General features: G+C 70.4%; 16 protein-coding genes. 11 read left to right on the top strand and 5 right to left on the bottom strand.

Annotated features, from left to right (window positions below; genetic code table 11):
• Nucleotides 1-179 precede the first annotated feature (179 nt).
• Nucleotides 180-965 (bottom strand): class I SAM-dependent methyltransferase, encoded by a 786-nt coding sequence (locus tag ACFYV1_RS19945; RefSeq protein ID WP_389396815.1) that lies wholly within the window; start codon nt 963-965, stop codon nt 180-182.
• Nucleotides 966-1407: 442 nt separating this feature from the next.
• Here ACFYV1_RS19945 and mshA point away from each other — a divergent pair, with 442 nt between their 5' ends.
• The 3 genes from mshA to ACFYV1_RS19930 all read left to right on the top strand — a co-directional run bounded on the left by mshA (nt 1408) and on the right by ACFYV1_RS19930 (nt 5064).
• Nucleotides 1408-2748 (top strand): D-inositol-3-phosphate glycosyltransferase, encoded by a 1341-nt coding sequence (gene mshA / locus ACFYV1_RS19940; protein WP_389396814.1) that lies wholly within the window; start codon nt 1408-1410, stop codon nt 2746-2748.
• Between the two features lie 14 nt (nt 2749-2762).
• Entirely contained in the window at nt 2763-3263 is a 501-nt protein-coding gene (locus tag ACFYV1_RS19935) for a YbjN domain-containing protein (RefSeq protein ID WP_389396813.1), read from the top strand.
• Nucleotides 3264-3378: 115 nt separating this feature from the next.
• Nucleotides 3379-5064: a glycosyl hydrolase family 28-related protein gene (locus ACFYV1_RS19930; RefSeq protein ID WP_389396812.1), complete on the top strand. Its 1686-nt coding sequence runs from the start codon at nt 3379-3381 to the stop codon at nt 5062-5064.
• A 21-nt stretch (nt 5065-5085) separates the two neighbouring features.
• On the opposite strand, the gene ACFYV1_RS19925 is transcribed toward ACFYV1_RS19930, so the two are convergent.
• Nucleotides 5086-6468 carry an MDR family MFS transporter gene (locus ACFYV1_RS19925; RefSeq protein WP_389396811.1) on the bottom strand — a complete coding sequence of 461 codons (1383 nt, stop codon included), beginning with the start codon at nt 6466-6468 and terminating at the stop codon, nt 5086-5088.
• 157 nt (nt 6469-6625) lie between these two features.
• Here ACFYV1_RS19925 and ACFYV1_RS19920 point away from each other — a divergent pair, with 157 nt between their 5' ends.
• Together ACFYV1_RS19920 and ACFYV1_RS19915 are read left to right on the top strand one after the other, a co-directional pair.
• Nucleotides 6626-7387 carry a phosphoglyceromutase gene (locus ACFYV1_RS19920; protein WP_389396810.1) on the top strand — a complete coding sequence of 254 codons (762 nt, stop codon included), beginning with the start codon at nt 6626-6628 and terminating at the stop codon, nt 7385-7387.
• A gap of 92 nt (nt 7388-7479) precedes the next feature.
• Nucleotides 7480-8037: a lipoprotein gene (locus ACFYV1_RS19915; protein WP_389396809.1), complete on the top strand. Its 558-nt coding sequence runs from the start codon at nt 7480-7482 to the stop codon at nt 8035-8037.
• A gap of 58 nt (nt 8038-8095) precedes the next feature.
• On the opposite strand, the gene ACFYV1_RS19910 is transcribed toward ACFYV1_RS19915, so the two are convergent.
• Nucleotides 8096-8245 carry a hypothetical protein gene (locus ACFYV1_RS19910; protein WP_389396808.1) on the bottom strand — a complete coding sequence of 50 codons (150 nt, stop codon included), beginning with the start codon at nt 8243-8245 and terminating at the stop codon, nt 8096-8098.
• Between the two features lie 124 nt (nt 8246-8369).
• A complete protein-coding gene (gene phoU / locus ACFYV1_RS19905) occupies nt 8370-9047 on the bottom strand; it encodes a phosphate signaling complex protein PhoU (RefSeq protein WP_389396807.1) in 678 nt (225 codons plus the stop codon).
• A 198-nt stretch (nt 9048-9245) separates the two neighbouring features.
• On the opposite strand from phoU, the gene ACFYV1_RS19900 reads away from it, so the two are divergent.
• Together ACFYV1_RS19900 and ACFYV1_RS19895 are read left to right on the top strand one after the other, a co-directional pair.
• Entirely contained in the window at nt 9246-10502 is a 1257-nt protein-coding gene (locus ACFYV1_RS19900) for a sensor histidine kinase (protein WP_389396806.1), read from the top strand.
• Nucleotides 10499-11179 carry a response regulator transcription factor gene (locus ACFYV1_RS19895; RefSeq protein ID WP_017945954.1) on the top strand — a complete coding sequence of 227 codons (681 nt, stop codon included), beginning with the start codon at nt 10499-10501 and terminating at the stop codon, nt 11177-11179. The genes ACFYV1_RS19900 and ACFYV1_RS19895 overlap by 4 nt, the downstream gene beginning before the upstream one ends.
• A gap of 116 nt (nt 11180-11295) precedes the next feature.
• Here the strand turns inward: ACFYV1_RS19895 and ACFYV1_RS19890 are convergent, their stop codons facing one another.
• The gene (locus ACFYV1_RS19890) at nt 11296-11982 is read right to left on the bottom strand and encodes a DUF461 domain-containing protein (protein ID WP_389396805.1); all 687 of its coding nucleotides are present in this window, start codon (nt 11980-11982) and stop codon (nt 11296-11298) included.
• Nucleotides 11983-12549: 567 nt separating this feature from the next.
• Between ACFYV1_RS19890 and ACFYV1_RS19885 the strand changes: the two genes are divergently transcribed.
• The 4 genes from ACFYV1_RS19885 (at nt 12550) to cysS (ending at nt 16313) form a co-directional block, all read left to right on the top strand.
• Nucleotides 12550-13032 carry a CarD family transcriptional regulator gene (locus ACFYV1_RS19885; protein ID WP_003953493.1) on the top strand — a complete coding sequence of 161 codons (483 nt, stop codon included), beginning with the start codon at nt 12550-12552 and terminating at the stop codon, nt 13030-13032.
• A gap of 509 nt (nt 13033-13541) precedes the next feature.
• Nucleotides 13542-14279, top strand: coding sequence for a 2-C-methyl-D-erythritol 4-phosphate cytidylyltransferase (gene ispD / locus ACFYV1_RS19880; RefSeq protein WP_389396804.1), 738 nt, complete (start codon nt 13542-13544; stop codon nt 14277-14279).
• On the top strand, nt 14269-14772 hold the full coding sequence (gene ispF / locus ACFYV1_RS19875; RefSeq protein ID WP_389396803.1) for a 2-C-methyl-D-erythritol 2,4-cyclodiphosphate synthase: 504 nt from the start codon (nt 14269-14271) through the stop codon (nt 14770-14772). The genes ispD and ispF overlap by 11 nt, the downstream gene beginning before the upstream one ends.
• 143 nt (nt 14773-14915) lie before the next feature.
• Nucleotides 14916-16313 carry a cysteine--tRNA ligase gene (gene cysS / locus ACFYV1_RS19870; protein WP_389396802.1) on the top strand — a complete coding sequence of 466 codons (1398 nt, stop codon included), beginning with the start codon at nt 14916-14918 and terminating at the stop codon, nt 16311-16313.
• Nucleotides 16314-16402: the final 89 nt, after the last annotated feature.

Genomic DNA, 16402 nt, shown 5'->3' with positions numbered 1-16402 from the left:
AAAACGACAGGGTCGATCGGCAGTTCGGCATGCGGATCGCCTTCTTCGGGCGCCCCTTGTGGACCCCCCACCCCGAGCGCCCCCGACCGTCCCCAATGCACTGACGAGCGAGACGTCCGGTGCGTTCCCGTGTTCGGGGCATTCACTCGATCGTGGCGCCGGGTGTCGAAGTGGACGGTTCATCCGGAATTCGGTGCCAATGCCGCCCATTCGACGGTGACCTCGCCCTGCCGCCATCGTCTCCGGTCGTCCGTCAGCGGCCATGTGTCCGCAAGATCCGTCACGCTTCTGATCCAGCGCTGGCGGGCGCCCAGCGAGGCGTACGGCGCCGCCGCCGCCCAGGCGCGGTCGAAGTCCCGTAGGAACGCGTGCACCGGCTCGCCCGGCACATTCCGGTGGATGAGCGCCTTCGGCAGCCGCTCGGCGAGGTCGGAGGGGCGTTCGAGCGAGCCGAGCCGGGTCGCGAACGTCACCGTCCGGGGGCCCTCCGGACCGAGCGCGACCCACACGTGCCGGCGTCCGATCTCGTCGCAGGTCCCCTCCACCAGCAGCCCGTCGGGCGCGAGCCGCCCGCACAGCCGGGTCCACACGGCGGCGACCTCGGCCTCGCCGTACTGGCGCAGCACGTTGGCCGCCCGGATGAGTGCGGGCCGCCGCGTCGTGGGGACCTCGAAGCCGCCGTGGCGGAAGGTGAGCCCTTCCTGCTCGTAGGGCTTCGCGGCGGTGACCCGCGCCGGGTCGATCTCGATGCCGACGACCTCGCACCGCGGTTCGGCGGCGCGCAGCCGACGCAGCAGTTCCACCGCGGTCCACGGAGCGGCCCCGTACCCGAGGTCGACGGCGACGGGGGCCGCGCCGGCGCGCCGCAGGGCGGGGCCGTGCGTCGCGGCGATCCAGCGGTCCATGCGGCGCAGCCGGTTGGGATTGGTCGTCCCGCGGGTCGCGGTGCCGACGGGGCGGTTCATGGGAACGAGCGTATGCGCTCGCCCCACGGCCCCCGTCCGCAGCTCGTGCGACGGCCCCTTCGGCCCCTTCGGCCCCTTCGGCCCTGCGTACTCGCCCCGACAGGCCTGCGCGGGAGCGGCGGGGCGGGGCTCTCGCAGGCCGGACCCCGCTCGGCCTTCCACGCCGGCCCCGCTCGGCCTTCCGCGCCGGCCCCGCTCGGCCCTCCGCGCCAGGGCACCAGCCCTCCGCGCCGAGCATCGGCACCTCGGGTTCATGCGCCGTACCCGCCCCTGTCTCCGCAGACCCGCGCCTGTCCAGGTCGAGGCGCGCGGCCGTACCCAATGGTAATGATTTCGTAAAGTAGGCCCGGCGGGAAATGGAAGCGAGTGCTCCGCTGTTGTGAGGCTGTGCGGGACCGCTTGCCCCGCACTCTGCCGTGCCCGCAGCGAGAGGACCGCCGCCGTGAGCCAGTACGTGTCCCGCCTCGGCAGCAGCCGAATGGCACCGCGTATCCGCTTCCCCGGCGGCCACCGCAAGCCGCGCAGGGTCGCCATGCTCAGCGTCCACACCTCCCCGCTGCATCAGCCGGGCACGGGCGACGCGGGCGGCATGAACGTCTACATCGTCGAACTCGCCAAGCGGCTGGCCGCCATCAACGTCGAGGTCGAGATATTCACCCGGGCCACCACCGGCGGACTGCCGCCCAGCGTGGAACTCGCCCCCGGCGTCCTCGTGCGGCACATCGACGCCGGACCCTACGAGGGCCTGGCCAAGGAGGACCTGCCGCCCCAGCTGTGCGCCTTCACGCACGGCGTGATGCAGGCGTGGGCGGCGCGTCGTCCCGGTCACTACGACCTCGTCCACTCCCACTACTGGCTCTCCGGCCATGTCGGCTGGCTCGCGGCGGAACGGTGGGGCGTCCCGCTCGTGCACGCCATGCACACCATGGCCAAGGTGAAGAACGCCGCGCTGGCCGAGGGCGACACCCCGGAGCCGGCCACCCGCGTGATCGGCGAGACCCAGATCGTGAACGCCGCGGACCGGCTGATCGCCAACACCGCGGAGGAGGCGGACGAACTCGTCCGCTTCTACGACGCGGACCCCGCCAAGGTCGCAGTCGTGCATCCGGGCGTGAACCTGGACCTGTTCCGCCCGGCGGACGGCCGGGCCGCCGCACGGGCCCGCCTCGGGCTGCCGGGCGACGCGTTCATCCCCCTCTTCGCGGGCCGCATACAGCCCCTGAAGGCACCCGACATCCTGCTGCGCGCCGTCGCGATCCTGCTGGAGCGGGACCCGTCGCTGCGCAGCCGTATCTTCGTTCCCGTCGTCGGCGGCCCCAGCGGCAGCGGGCTCGCCAAGCCGGAAGGTCTGCAGAAGCTGGCCGCCAGGCTCGGTATCGCGGACGTCGTGCACTTCCGTCCGCCGGTCGGCCAGGAGCAGCTCGCGGACTGGTTCCGTGCCGCTTCCGTGCTGGTCATGCCGTCGTACAGCGAGTCGTTCGGGCTCGTCGCCATCGAGGCGCAGGCCGCGGGTACGCCGGTGGTCGCGGCGGCGGTCGGCGGGCTCCCGGTCGCCGTCCGCGACGAGAGCACCGGCTTTCTGGTGCCCGGCCACGACCCCGCGCACTACGCGGACGTGCTGCGCAGCTTCGTGAGGGACCCGGCCACCGCGGACCGGATGGGAGCGGCCGCGGCGCGGCACGCGCAGTCGTTCGGCTGGGACAGGGCGGCGTCGGCGACGGCGGACGTCTACCAGGCGGCCATGTACGAGCACCGCCGGCGCACGCGCGCCACACACCACTGACGTACGCTCCCCCCATGGCTGACGTGCAGCAGGTGACGCGAGTCATCGAGCAGACCCTCAAGGACGCGGACCTCGAATGGGAGAGTCCGGAAGCGGGCTCCTACGTCGTCAAACTCCCGGGCACGCGCAAGCTGTCGACGACGTGCTCCTTCCTCGTCGGCAGGCACTCCCTCTCGGTCAACGCCTTCGTCATCCGCCACCCCGATGAGAACGACGCTGCGGTCCACCGCTGGCTGCTCGAGCGCAACCTCAAGCTGTTCGGGGTCAGTTACGCGATCGACTCTCTCGGCGACATCTATCTCGTCGGCAAGCTCCCGCTGTCCGTCATCACGCCGGAGGAGCTCGACCGGCTGCTCGGCACGATCCTCGAGGCGGCGGACGGTTCGTTCAACACCCTGCTGGAGCTCGGCTTCTCGAGCGCCATCCGCCGCGAGTACGACTGGCGGGTGTCACGCGGTGAATCCACCCGCAATCTGGACGCGTTCAGGCATCTGACCCAGCGGCCCGCCAAGTAGCTTCCGCTCTCGCCTCGTTGACCCGCGCACGACCCTTTCCGTGCGCAGGGCCGTCGTGGCATGCTCACCGCCGACGTACACATGAACGTCGTTCACATCCGTGAAAGGTGGGCTCATGGGAACCGATCACCGCGCCATCAGCAGACGCACCCTGCTCGGCAGCGCCACGGCCGTCGCGGCGTCCGTCGCGACCGGTGGCGGGGGCCTCGCGGCCGGCCCTGCCGCGGCAGCGGAGGCGCGCACCGGCTCGGCGCTGTGGCGCGAGTACCGCCGCACCCCCCGCACCCACCCCCAGATTCCGTACGTCGGCAGCGCCGGGCAGCGCGCCGGGGCACGGCACCTCCCGCGCCGCCCCGTCAGGGCCGACGTCCTCGCCTACGGCGCCAAGAGGGACGGCTCCGCCGACGCGGCCCCCGCGATCAACCGTGCCGTCGCCGCTGTGGGCGAACGCGGCGGCGGCACGGTCCTCATCCCCTCCGGCACGTACCGGATCGACGACGTGATCCGCATCGGCCACAGCAACGTCGTCCTGCGCGGCGCCGGAAGCGGCCGCACCACCCTCCTCGCCACCCGGCACCTCACCGAACTCATCGGCCCCTACGGCTCGCGCTACGGCGGCGACAAGTCCTCCTGGTCGTGGGCGGGCGGCCTCATCTGGCTCTGTCCTGAGGACCGTTACGCCTCCCTCACCGACGCCATCAGGGCCGGGGCGTGGCCGTTCGAGGGCTGGACCGGCAACCGCCGCGACGAGTGGACCACCCTCACCACCGTCGCCCCCGCCCGCCGTGGCGACCGGTCCGTCACCGTCTCCGACACCTCCGGACTGCGCCGCGGACAGGTCGTCCTGCTCCGCCTCGCCGACGACGCCGACCACACGCTGCTCGAGCACATGGCGGGCGACGGCGAGGGCGCGAAGGCGTACGTGTGGGGCGACAAGACCAAGCTGACGTCGTACGTCCCCTACGAGTGGCCCGTGCGCATCACCTCGGTCAAGCGGGACAGAGTCACCTTCGAGCGGCCCCTCCCGCTCGACGTACGCCCCGAATGGGACCCCCGGCTCACCACCCTCGCCACCCCGCTCACCGGTTCCGGCGTGGAGGGACTCACCCTCGCGGCGATCGAGACGCCGCAGTCCCCGCACCTGCTCGACAAGGGCTACAACGGCGTCACCTTCCAGTGCGCGTACGACTGCTGGGCCGACGACGTCACCGTGCGCCATGTCGACAACGGCTTCGGGCTCGTCGCCGCGTCGGCCTGCACCCTGCGCCGCACCCGCGTCGAGGGCCGCGGTTCCCACCATCCGTACTTCTGCCGCGAGGGATCGCACGACAACCTCGTCGAGGACTTCACCATCGCGCAGCGCACCGTGCCCGCGCCCGCCGGAACCCAGCTCCACGGCATCAACGTCGAGGGTCTGTCCAGCTACAACGTGTGGTCGCGGGGCGTGATGGAGATGGGGACCTTCGACACTCACCGCGGCATGCCGTTCGCGTGCGTCCGTACGGAGATCACGGTGAACAACAACGGCCGCCACGGCGGCGACGCGAGCGCCGGCCCGCTGTACGGGGCGCGCTTCACCCACTGGAACATCACCGTCACCAACGAACGCGCCGGTCTCATCCGCATCGACGGGGTCGCCCCGTACAGCGCGACCGTCGGGATCAGTACGGTTCGCGAGTTCGACCAGACCGACGTGCCGGACTTCACCGGCGCGCTCCACTCGCGCATCGAGGCGTACGGGTCGCCCGGCGCGATCCACCCCGCCAACCTGTACGAGGCGCAGCGCAGGGCAGGTCACTGACCCGCGGACGGCACGCCCCCGTCAGCCGCTGACGGGGGCGGTGCTCTGCTTGCTCTCCCCGGCGATCTCCCCGGCGGTCGTCACCGCGGTCGTCCCGGCGTTCTTCACCGTGTCCTCGGCGGTGTTCTCGACGGCCTTCCCGGCGGTCCTCACCACCTCGGCCACCTCCACCACGTCCGTCCGTTCGGGGCTCTCCGCCAGTGCCCGCCGGAGCAGGAGCGAGTAGCCCACTGCCGCCACGGCGCCGATCACGGCGCAGCCCGTCCACAGGACGCCCGAGCCGGGGCCGCCCATCACCCAGCCCGCCAGGATCGGTGCGACGAAGCCCGCCAGTGCCCAGGACATGCCCATCACACCCTGATAGCGGCCACGGGCGTGCTCCGGGGAGAGGCGGGCCGTCGCGGCGGCGTTGGTCGGCACGTGCACCATCTCGCCGATCGTCCACACCACCACGGTGGCGGCGAAGACCAGCGGCGTACCGGCCAGGGCCGTGGCCCCGGTCCCCGCGGCGAAGAGCAGGGAGGAGACGGCGAGCAGGGCCGCCGGCGAGCGCTTGTCGGTGATCTTGTTGACCAGCAGCTGGAACGCCACGATGACCACGCCGTTCACCGCGATGACCATGCCGTACGAGTCGGCCGACAGACCCTCGGCGGCCATGGTCAGCGGAAGGCCCACCCACGGCGCGGTGAAGATCAGGCAGACCAGCAGATTGAGCAGGACCAGCGTCCGGAACGGCGCGTCCTTCAGCACGTCCAGGACGGTGACCCGCTGGTCGGAAGCACCGTCGGCGCTCTTGCCCGTCGGTGCCTTCGGCCGCGTCTCGGAGAGCCGCAGGAAGACGATCAGAGCACACAGCGCCGTCGCCAGGGCGTCGACGACGAAGAGCGTCCGGTAACCGAGGAAGATCGCGGCACCGCCGCCGAGAGCGGCGACGGCGAAGCCGAGGTTGAGGGCCCAGTAGTTCAGCGCGTACGCCCGGCGCAGATCCGATTCCGGCACCATGTCCGCGATCATCGCGCTGATCGCCGGCCGCACCGCCTGCATCGCCACACCCATCAGCAGGACGACGACCGCGATGCCCCACGCACTGTTCACGACGGCGAGCGCGGCGGCGCACGTCCCGCCCGCCAGATGCATCGCGACCATCGTCGGACGCCGCCCCCACCGGTCGGTGAGCATCCCGCCCAGCGGCGAACCGGCCACCCCGCCGAGCCCGTGCAGCGCGATGACGAGACCGGCGTACCCGGGGGAGTAGCCCATCTCCTGCGTCAGATAGAGCGACATGAAGGTGAGCACGAAGGCACCCGTGCGGTTCACCAGCGTCGAGGTCCACAGCCACCAGAAGCCTCGGGGCAGGCCCGAAACGGTCGTACGCGCTGCGCGTCGGAGCGAAGCGATGGACATATACGGGAGCCCCCCACGGCTGTAATGACCCTAATCGGCATACGCAAGTTACATAGCGCGTTGCTCCGGCCGCCACCGAATTGACGGCGACCGTCAATCGAGTCCGCTCCTCGGGCAGCCGCGCGGGGTCCCGAGGGAGTCGATTAGGCTCGGGCGCATGGCCGACGCACCGTACAAGCTGATCCTCCTCCGCCACGGCGAGAGCGAATGGAACGCGAAGAACCTGTTCACCGGCTGGGTGGACGTCAACCTGACGGAGAAGGGCGAGAAGGAGGCAGTCCGCGGCGGTGAGCTGCTCAAGGACGCCGGCCTGCTCCCCGACGTTCTCCACACCTCGCTGCAGAAGCGCGCCATCCGCACCGCGCAGCTCTCCCTGGAGTCCGCCGACCGTCACTGGATCCCGGTCCACCGGTCCTGGCGGCTGAACGAGCGCCACTACGGTGCCCTGCAGGGCAAGGACAAGGCCCAGACGCTGGCCGAGTTCGGCGAGGAGCAGTTCATGCTCTGGCGCCGCTCGTACGACACCCCGCCGCCGGCCCTCGAGGACGGCACGGAGTTCTCCCAGTCCGACGACGCCCGCTACCAGACCATCCCCAGCGAGCTGCGTCCCCGCACCGAGTGCCTCAAGGACGTCGTCGAGCGCATGCTGCCGTACTGGTACGACGGCATCGTCCCCGACCTGCTCGCCGGCCGCACGGTCCTCGTCGCCGCCCACGGCAACAGCCTGCGCGCCCTGGTGAAGCACCTGGACGGCATCTCCGACGCGGACATCGCCGGCCTGAACATCCCCACCGGCATCCCGCTCGTCTACGAGCTCGACGCCGACTTCAACCCGATCACCCCGGGCGGCACCTATCTCGACGCGGACGCGGCCGCCGCGGCGATCGAGGCGGTCAAGAACCAGGGCAAGAAGAAGTAGCCCGACGCGAACAAGCCCCCTGCCGACGGTTCCCCGCAGGCAGGGGCTTCCTGCGTGACGGCCGGCCAAGGGGGAACCGGAAGCGAAGACGGGTGCGAGAGGTACTGGGGGCCGCGCTGCTGGCGGGCACGGTGCTCGGTTGCGCGGCAGGGGACAGCTCGGCCGTCTCCTCGATCGGAGGTGCCGGTTCGGCGTGTGCACTGCCGGTGACGTTCGACGTGGCGGAGCCGTGGCAGGCGAAGCGGGGCGACGGTCACCCGGAGTCGGCGTGGTTCTTCTTCTCGCACGAGTGCGAGATCGAGACGGGGAATGGGCGGACGAAGGCGACCCTCTCCGTGTACGTCCACATTGGTTCCGACGGCAGAACCCCTCAGCAGGTGATGGACGCCTTCGAGGGCACCAGCCTGGCCAATGCCGGTGAGTACCAGACCGACCCTCACCGCCACGAGTCGGACGTCGCCTCGAGCCCGGCCCTGGAGTGGGACTACCGGATGAGTCCGCCCGACAGCAACATCGAGCCCTATCGGGTGCGACGTCTCGCGGTGCTGACGCCCGCGGACACGGTCGTCGTGTCCGCGGAGGGCAGTGACGCGTGGACACGGGAGGCCATGAATCTCGTGCGGTCGTCCATCAGAACCACCGCCCCCTGACGTTCCGCGAGGCCCCCGCCACAGGTGGACGGGGGCCTCGCGCCGGTGTGTGCGGGCGTCAGCCGCAGCAGCCGCCGCACTGGCAGGGTCCGCCCGACTGGCAGCCGCAGCCGCAGCCCGCGCCGCAGCCGCAGGCGCCGAGTACGGGCAGGAAGACCGCTTCGCGCGGGGTTTCCTGCTGAGGGTCGGTTGCGGGGGATTCGGCCATGGGTCCCTCCTCAGGGGCGAACGGGGATACCGCCTCGCCCATTGCAAGGCCACGGTGCCCGGCGCATCAACGGCGCATCAACGGCGCATGTGCGCAGACGCCCCCGTACGCGCCCCTCGTGCCGTTACGCGCCCTCGACGGTGGCCTGCTGCTGGATCTCGTCCGCGTGCTCACCCGTCACCAGGTACACCACGCGCTTGGCCACCGACACCGCGTGGTCGGCGAACCGCTCGTAGTAGCGGCCGAGCAGGGTGACGTCGACCGCGGTCTCGATGCCGTGCTTCCAGCGGTCGTCCATCAGGTGCTGGAAGAGCGTGCGGTGCAGGAGGTCCATCTCGTCGTCGTCCTGCTCGAGCTGGAGCGCCAGGTCGACGTCCTTGGTGATGATGACCTCCGCCGCCTTCGCCATCAGGCGCTGCGCCAGCTGTCCCATCTGGAGGATCGTGGCGTGCAGGTCGTTGGGCACCGCACGGTCCGGGAAGCGCAGCCGGGCCAGCTTGGCGACGTGCTGGGCCAGGTCGCCGGAGCGCTCCAGGTCCGCGCTCATCCGCAGCGACGTCACGACGATCCGCAGATCCGTGGCGACCGGCTGCTGCCGGGCCAGCAGGGCGATGGCCCGCGCCTCCAGGCCGTGCTGGAGATCGTCGACCTTCTGGTCGGCCGCGATCACGCTCTCTGCGAGCTTCAGGTCGGCGTCGAGCATGGCCGTGGTGGCGCGCCCGATCGCCGACCCGACCAGCCGGGCCATCTCGACCAGGCCCTCGCCGATCGAGTCCAGTTCCTCGTGGTACGCGTCCCGCATGGGTGTCCCTCTCTTGATACGACCGGGGTCCGGGTGGGGCTCGGAACCCCCACGCTCCCACGTTCCGGTCCTCAGGAGTCCGTCGGCTCCACCCCAAATGAACCAGCACTATCCCCTTGGTGAACTCTGAGCGACGACTGTTCGAGGTGCCACCCGTTTGGCTGGGAGAGTGCACCGGACCCCGCATAACCTGAATGCATGGACGTGAACGCGGCGGTCGCCGCAGCAGCAGCGATAGCCGGTCTCTGCACCGGTGTCATCGCCGTGCTGGCGTTCCGCTGGAGCGAGCGTGAACAGAAGCGGCCCACGCGGACCTCGCTCCACACCGACGCCGTCCTCCCGCCGGGCGTCGACACCGTCCTGTCCGTGCTCCGCAGCTCCGCGGTGGTCCTCGACGAGTCCGACTCGGTCGTCAAGGCCAGCTCCGCGGCGTACGCCCTGGGCCTTGTCCGCGGCGGCAAACTCGCCGTCGAACCGATGCTGCACATGGCCCGTGACACCCGCCGCGACGGCGAGATACGCCAGGTCGAACTGGACCTGCCCCGCCGCGGCACCGGGCGGGGTGAGGCCCTGGCCGTCTCCGCCCGTGTCGCCCCCCTCGGCTCGCGCCTCGTCCTCCTCCTCGTCGAGGACCTGACGGAGGCCCGTCGCATAGAGGCGGTACGGCGAGACTTCGTCGCCAACGTCAGTCATGAGCTCAAGACCCCCGTCGGGGCGCTCTCCCTGCTCTCCGAGGCGGTCATGGACGCCTCGGACGACCCCGAGGCGGTCACCCGCTTCGCCGGCCGGATGCAGATCGAGGCGACACGGCTGACCAACCTCGTACAGGAGCTCATCGACCTCTCCCGGGTGCAGAACGACGACCCGCTCGAGGACTCCGAACCGGTCAGGGTGGAGGAACTGGTGGCGGAGGCCATCGACCGCTCCCGGCAGACCGCGTCCGCGAAGCAGATCACCATGGCCGCGGGAACCGCCTCCGAATTGCGAATCTGGGGCAACCGCGGCAAGCTCGCCGCCGCTCTCGGCAATCTCGTCGAGAACGCCGTCAACTACTCCCCTGCCCGGACCCGCGTCGGCATCTCCGCCCGCCGGGTCGCGGCCCCCGGTGGCGACCTGATCGAGATCGCCGTCACCGACCAGGGCATCGGCATCTCCGAGAAGGACCGGGAGCGGATCTTCGAGCGGTTCTACCGCGTCGATCCCGCCCGTTCCCGTGCCACCGGCGGTACCGGCCTGGGGCTGGCCATCGTCAAGCACGTGGCGGCCTCCCACGGCGGGGAGGTCACCGTCTGGAGCTCAGAGGGTCAGGGCTCCACCTTCACCCTGCGGCTGCCCGAAGCGGGCGCAGCGAAAGAACGCGCAACCACCGGCCGAGGCCGCGTCGACGAGGACGACGACCGGCCTTACGACACCGATCCGAACACCGAAATCCCTGCCCCGGAGGTCCTTCCGTGACCCGAGTGCTCGTCGTCGAGGATGAGGAATCCTTCAGCGACGCTCTGTCCTACATGCTCCGCAAGGAGGGCTTCGAGGTCGCGGTGGCGACAACGGGCCCCGAGGGACTCGACGAGTTCGAGCGCAACGGCGCCGACCTCGTGCTCCTCGACCTGATGCTGCCCGGTCTGCCGGGCACCGAGGTGTGCCGCCAGCTGCGGGGCCGTTCGAACGTGCCCGTCATCATGGTGACCGCCAAGGACAGCGAGATCGACAAGGTCGTCGGGCTGGAAATAGGAGCCGACGACTACGTCACCAAGCCCTTCTCCTCGCGGGAGCTGGTCGCCCGCATCCGCGCGGTGCTGCGCCGCCGCGGTGAGCCGGAGGAGGTCGCGCCCGCCGCGCTGGAGGCCGGTCCGGTGCGGATGGACGTGGACCGTCACGTCGTGACCGTCTCGGGCGGCAAGGTGGACCTCCCGCTCAAGGAGTTCGATCTCCTGGAGATGCTGCTGCGCAACGCCGGCCGGGTGCTGACCCGGATGCAGCTGATCGACCGGGTGTGGGGCGCGGACTACGTGGGCGACACCAAGACGCTCGACGTCCATGTGAAGCGTCTGCGCGCCAAGATCGAGCCGGACCCGGGCGCGCCGCGCTACCTGGTGACCGTGCGCGGCCTGGGCTACAAGTTCGAGCCGTAGGCCGTCCCTCCGGGGACCGGGGTCCTTTCGGCCCCGGCCCCGGAGCACCGCTGAAGACGAAGGGGCGCCCGCCGGATCCCGGCGGGCGCCCCTTCGGTGTTCGTTCGCGGGGCCGGTCAGTGGCCTGCCTCGTGCGACTCGGAGGCGGCGTCGGGCGTCTCGTCCGCCTCGCTGCCGGCCGCCTCCGTGTCCGCCGCCTGCGACTCGGAGCCGGTCGGGGTGCCGGACGGCGAGCCGGAGGGGCTGCCCGAGGCGGACTCCTCCGGCTCGGAGGGCGACGGCTTCGGCATCTCGCTCGGGCCGAAGTCCTTGAAGTAGTTCGTCGCCGGCACGACCAGTGCCCTCAGCTTGACGTCTCCGGTCTCGCTGAAGCGGAAGACGACCTCGCGCACGACGCCCTGGTCGATCTCCTGGCTGCCGTTCTCGATGACGGCGGACGCGTTGCCCTCGCCGCCGATGACCACACGGCCCTGAGCGGGGACGGTGATGGGGCCGGAACCCTTGGCGGGCTTCAGCTCCACCTTGGCGGACGCGCCGGGCAGCGTGATCGACTCGAGGGTCTGCGGCTTGTCGCCCTCGTTGAAGATCGTCAGCGTGACGGCCGCCGGACCTTCCGCGTCGGGCTTCGGCTGCGTGACGACGTTCACGTTCTGCAGCTTCAGGCTGTCGACCGCGGTGGCCGCGTTGTCCGGCCTGACTCCGAGGGTCTGTGCGTCGTTGCCCGCACCGCATGCGGAGAGCGAGGCGATCGAGAAGACGATGGCAGCGCCGGCGAGGGCACCGCGTCGAAGGCTGCTACTCACGGCGGCTGCTTCTCCTTCAGCGTACGGACGAGGGTGGGTCTCGTTCGCCGGCGTGATTGCGAGCCGGCGCGGGCTCAGGTTACCGAGCCGTCGATCACGCCCCGCACCCGACCCGCCCTTTGTCCGCGCCGGTGGAGGGCGACACGTCCCGGCGGACTGCCGTGTCGGCCTGTTCACATAACCGAGGTGATCAATTTCCGGTGCGTCCACACATTCCTTACGAATACCCGTCGCGGATACCCGCCGGTGATCAATTCGGGGATTCTCCGGTGCGTCCGTCCGTACGGGTGAGCGGCGGCCGAACGGCGTACGGAAAGTTCACCGTCCGGAATCCGGCAAATCGGGACGTTCGGCACCATCCAAGGGGGGCGCGCGGCGTGCGGCGGGCGTGTTTCCGTCCGCCCGCACAGCCGCTCCGACCTGCGAATACCCCCCTCCGGAAGGCGTCCGCAGCACGTTCGTGTCTCTGTTGTCAAGCCCTGAGATATGCCCTGACCTGCGAAAACGCCATTCAGAAGAAGCTGTATCCGTGTTACCCTGGATAGCCACGGAAGGGGTACCTGTCACATGACGTTCAAGGTTGGCGACACCGTGGTCTATCCCCATCACGGGGCCGCGCTGATCGAGGCAATCGAAACTCGCCAGATCAAAGGCGTGGACAAGACCTACTTGGTGCTCAAGGTCGCCCAGGGTGACCTGACGGTTCGCGTGCCAGCGGACAATGCGGAGTTCGTCGGCGTTCGCGATGTGGTCGGCCAGGACGGACTGGACCGGGTCTTCGAGGTGCTTCGCGCACCTTACGCGGAAGAGCCCACGAACTGGTCCCGTCGCTACAAGGCAAATCTCGAGAAGCTCGCCTCCGGCGATGTCATCAAGGTCGCCGAAGTGGTGCGTGACCTGTGGCGTCGCGAGCGTGAGCGCGGGCTTTCCGCAGGTGAGAAGCGGATGCTCGCAAAGGCGCGCCAGATCCTGGTGAGCGAGCTCGCCCTCGCGGAGAACACCAATGAGGACAAGGCCGAGGCCCTGCTCGACGAGGTCCTCGCGTCCTGACGCATGACAATGCCGCAGTGCCCGTCGGCACGCTGTGAAATCACCTCGTGAAATCCAGCCTGCCGCCGGGCGCTGCGGCATGTTTTTCAATGTCACAGCGTCAATGTCACAGCGTCAAAGTCACAGCGCCAATGGCGCGGCTTGTACGCCGGCAGCCCGCGTGTCGCCGCACGCATGCTGCCGCATGCATCCCGCCGCGCAAATGCCACAGCTTGAACCGGTCCCAGCGTGAACCGAGCGTGAACCGATCACAGCGTGAACTGATCGCAGCATCGGCGACCGTCGCGTCGAAGCCGATGCGGCGCGAAGGCCGCGGCTTCCCTGCGTCAGCTGTGCACGTTGCAGCTTTCTGGCGGTCGCGACCGCCGTCGTCCGACGCTCTGGCGTGCCGGGCCCGGGCGGCTGGCGCAGACCAGTGGTCACGGAAGGGTCCGGTCAAGGCGTCGCGCCCGGCACGCTGTGGCCATACCCATGTCGGCTGAGGAAACAAACCTGCCGGAGAGCAACCGATGTCAGACGAATCGCGCCACCCTCGCACCGCCGCCGTGATCCCGGCGGCCGGCCGGGGCGTACGGCTCGGCCCGGGCGCCCCGAAGGCGCTCCGCGCGCTGAACGGCACGCCCATGCTCGTCCACGCCGTCCGCGCGATGGCCGCCTCCCGTGCCGTCTCGCTCGTCGTGGTGGTCGCGCCCCCCGACGGTGCCCCCGAGGTGAAGCGGCTCCTCGACGCGCACGCCCTGCCGGAGCGGACGGACTACCTCGTCGTCCCGGGTGGTGAATCACGCCAGGAGTCCGTACGGCTCGGCCTCGACGCCCTCCCCGACGACATCGGCACCGTCCTCGTCCACGACGCGGCCCGCCCGCTCGTGCCCGAGGAGACCGTCGACGCGGTCGTCGAAGCCGTGCACCACGGCGCACCGGCCGTCGTACCCGCGCTGCCCCTCGCGGACACCGTCAAGCAGGTCGAGCCGGCCGGACCGGGGGAGCCGGAGCCCGTCGTCGCCACCCCCGACCGGAACACGCTGCGCGCCGTGCAGACCCCGCAGGGCTTCGAGCGCGACACCCTGGTCCGCGCCCACGAGACGGTCACCGACAATGTCACCGACGACGCGAGCATGGTCGAGCAGCTCGGTCTGCCGGTCGTCGTCGTCCCCGGCCACGAGGAAGCCTTCAAGGTGACCAGGCCGCTGGATCTCGTACTGGCCGAGGCGGTACTCGCCCGGAGGAGGGCCAACGATGGCTTCTGAGCAGCTCCGTCTGCCGCTGGTCGGCATCGGCACCGATGTCCACGCCTTCGAGGAAGGGCGTGAGCTGTGGTGCGCCGGGCTGCTGTGGGAAGGCTCCGACAGCGGCGGCTACGGGCTCGCGGGCCACTCCGACGGTGACGTCGCCGCCCACGCCGCCTGCGACGCGCTCTTCTCGGCCGCCGGCGTCGGCGACCTCGGCGCCCACTTCGGCACCTCCCGGCCCGAGTGGTCCGGCGCCTCCGGGGTCGCCCTGCTCACCGAGGCGGCGCGGATCGTGCGCGACGCCGGATTCGAGATCGGCAACGTCTCCGTCCAGGTGATCGGCGTCCGCCCGATGATCGGCAAGCGCCGCGAGGAGGCGCAGAAGGCGCTGTCCGCCGCGGTCGGCGCGCCGGTCGCCGTCTCGGGCACGACCACCGACGGCCTCGGCCTGACCGGACGGGCGGAAGGGCTGGCCGCGATCGCGACGGCCCTCGTCGTCAGAAGCGGCTGAACGGGCGAACGGGCGAACGGGCGAACGGGACCACGGCCGGGGCATGCGGCCGGGGCATAGGGCTGTGGCATGGGTCACCTCCAGGTCACGTCCTGACCGGAAAGGGGCGCGAGGCACTGCCACGCGCCCACTACCCTTGTTGCGTGACCATTCGCCTGTACGACACCAGCGCCCGGCAGACCCGTGACTTCGCCCCCCTCGTGCCGGGCTGCGTCTCGATCTACCTGTGCGGTGCCACTGTGCAGGCCGCTCCCCACATCGGGCACATCCGGTCGGGCCTGAACTTCGACATCATGCGCCGCTGGTTCGAGTACCGCGGCTACGACGTCACGTTCATCCGCAACGTCACCGACATCGACGACAAGATCATCGCCAAGTCGGCCGACCAGAACCGCCCCTGGTGGTCCATCGGCTACCAGAACGAGCGGGCCTTCAACGACGGCTACGAGGCCCTCGGCTGCCTCCCGCCCACCTACGAACCGCGCGCCACCGGCCACATCACCGAGATGGTCGAGATGATGCGCGGCCTCATCGAGCGCGGGCACGCCTACGAGGCCGACGGCAGCGTCTACTTCGACGTGCGGTCCTTCCCCGAGTACCTCGCCCTGTCCAACCAGGATATCGACGACCTGCGCCAGCCCACGGAAGAGGGCATCACCGGCAAGCGCGACTCCCGCGACTTCGCCATGTGGAAGGCGACCAAGCCGGGCGAACCCGACTGGGAGACCCCCTGGGGTCGCGGCCGGCCCGGCTGGCACCTCGAGTGCTCCGCCATGGCGCACAAGTACCTGGGCTCCGCCTTCGACATCCACGGCGGCGGCCTCGACCTGATCTTCCCCCACCACGAGAACGAGATCGCCCAGGCCAAGGCCTTCGGCGACGACTTCGCCTCGTACTGGGTGCACAACGCCTGGGTCACCATGAGCGGCGAGAAGATGTCCAAGTCGCTCGGCAACTCGGTGCTCGTGTCCGAGATGGTCAAGCACTGGCGCCCGATCGTCCTGCGCTACTACCTGGGCACCCCGCACTACCGCTCCATGATCGAGTACAGCGAGGACGCCCTGCGCGAGGCCGAATCGGCGTTCGCCCGCATCGAGGGCTTCATCCAGCGGGTCGTCGAGAAGGCAGGCCCGGTCGCACCGGCCGCCGAGGTGCCGCTCGCGTTCGCCGAGGCCATGGACGACGACCTCGGGGTGCCGCAGGCCCTCGCGATCGTCCACACCACCGTCCGCCAGGGCAACAGCGCACTGGCCGCGGACGACAAGGAAGCCGCCGTAGCACGTCTCGCCGAGGTCCGTGCCATGCTGGGTGTCCTGGGCCTGGACCCTCTCCACCCGCACTGGGCCGGTGAGGCCGACCGCGGCGAGGACCTCCACGGCGTCGTCGACACACTCGTACGGCTCGTGCTCCAGCAGCGCGAAGCCGCCAGGTCCCGCAAGGACTGGACGACGGCGGACGCCATCCGCGACCAACTGAACCAGTCCGGACTCGTCATCGAAGACGGTGCCGACGGGCCACGCTGGACGCTCGGACCGCGCTAGGTCGTTTCCGCAGCACCAGGCGCAGATGTGCCGCCCGGGACACCGGGCGGCACACTTTCACTCAACGACGCGATCCAGAGGAACAGATA

The organism is Streptomyces sp. NPDC003023 (genome assembly GCF_042888225.1).
GTDB lineage: Bacteria > Actinomycetota > Actinomycetes > Streptomycetales > Streptomycetaceae > Streptomyces.
This window is presented reverse-complemented; position numbering and strand designations above follow the sequence as displayed.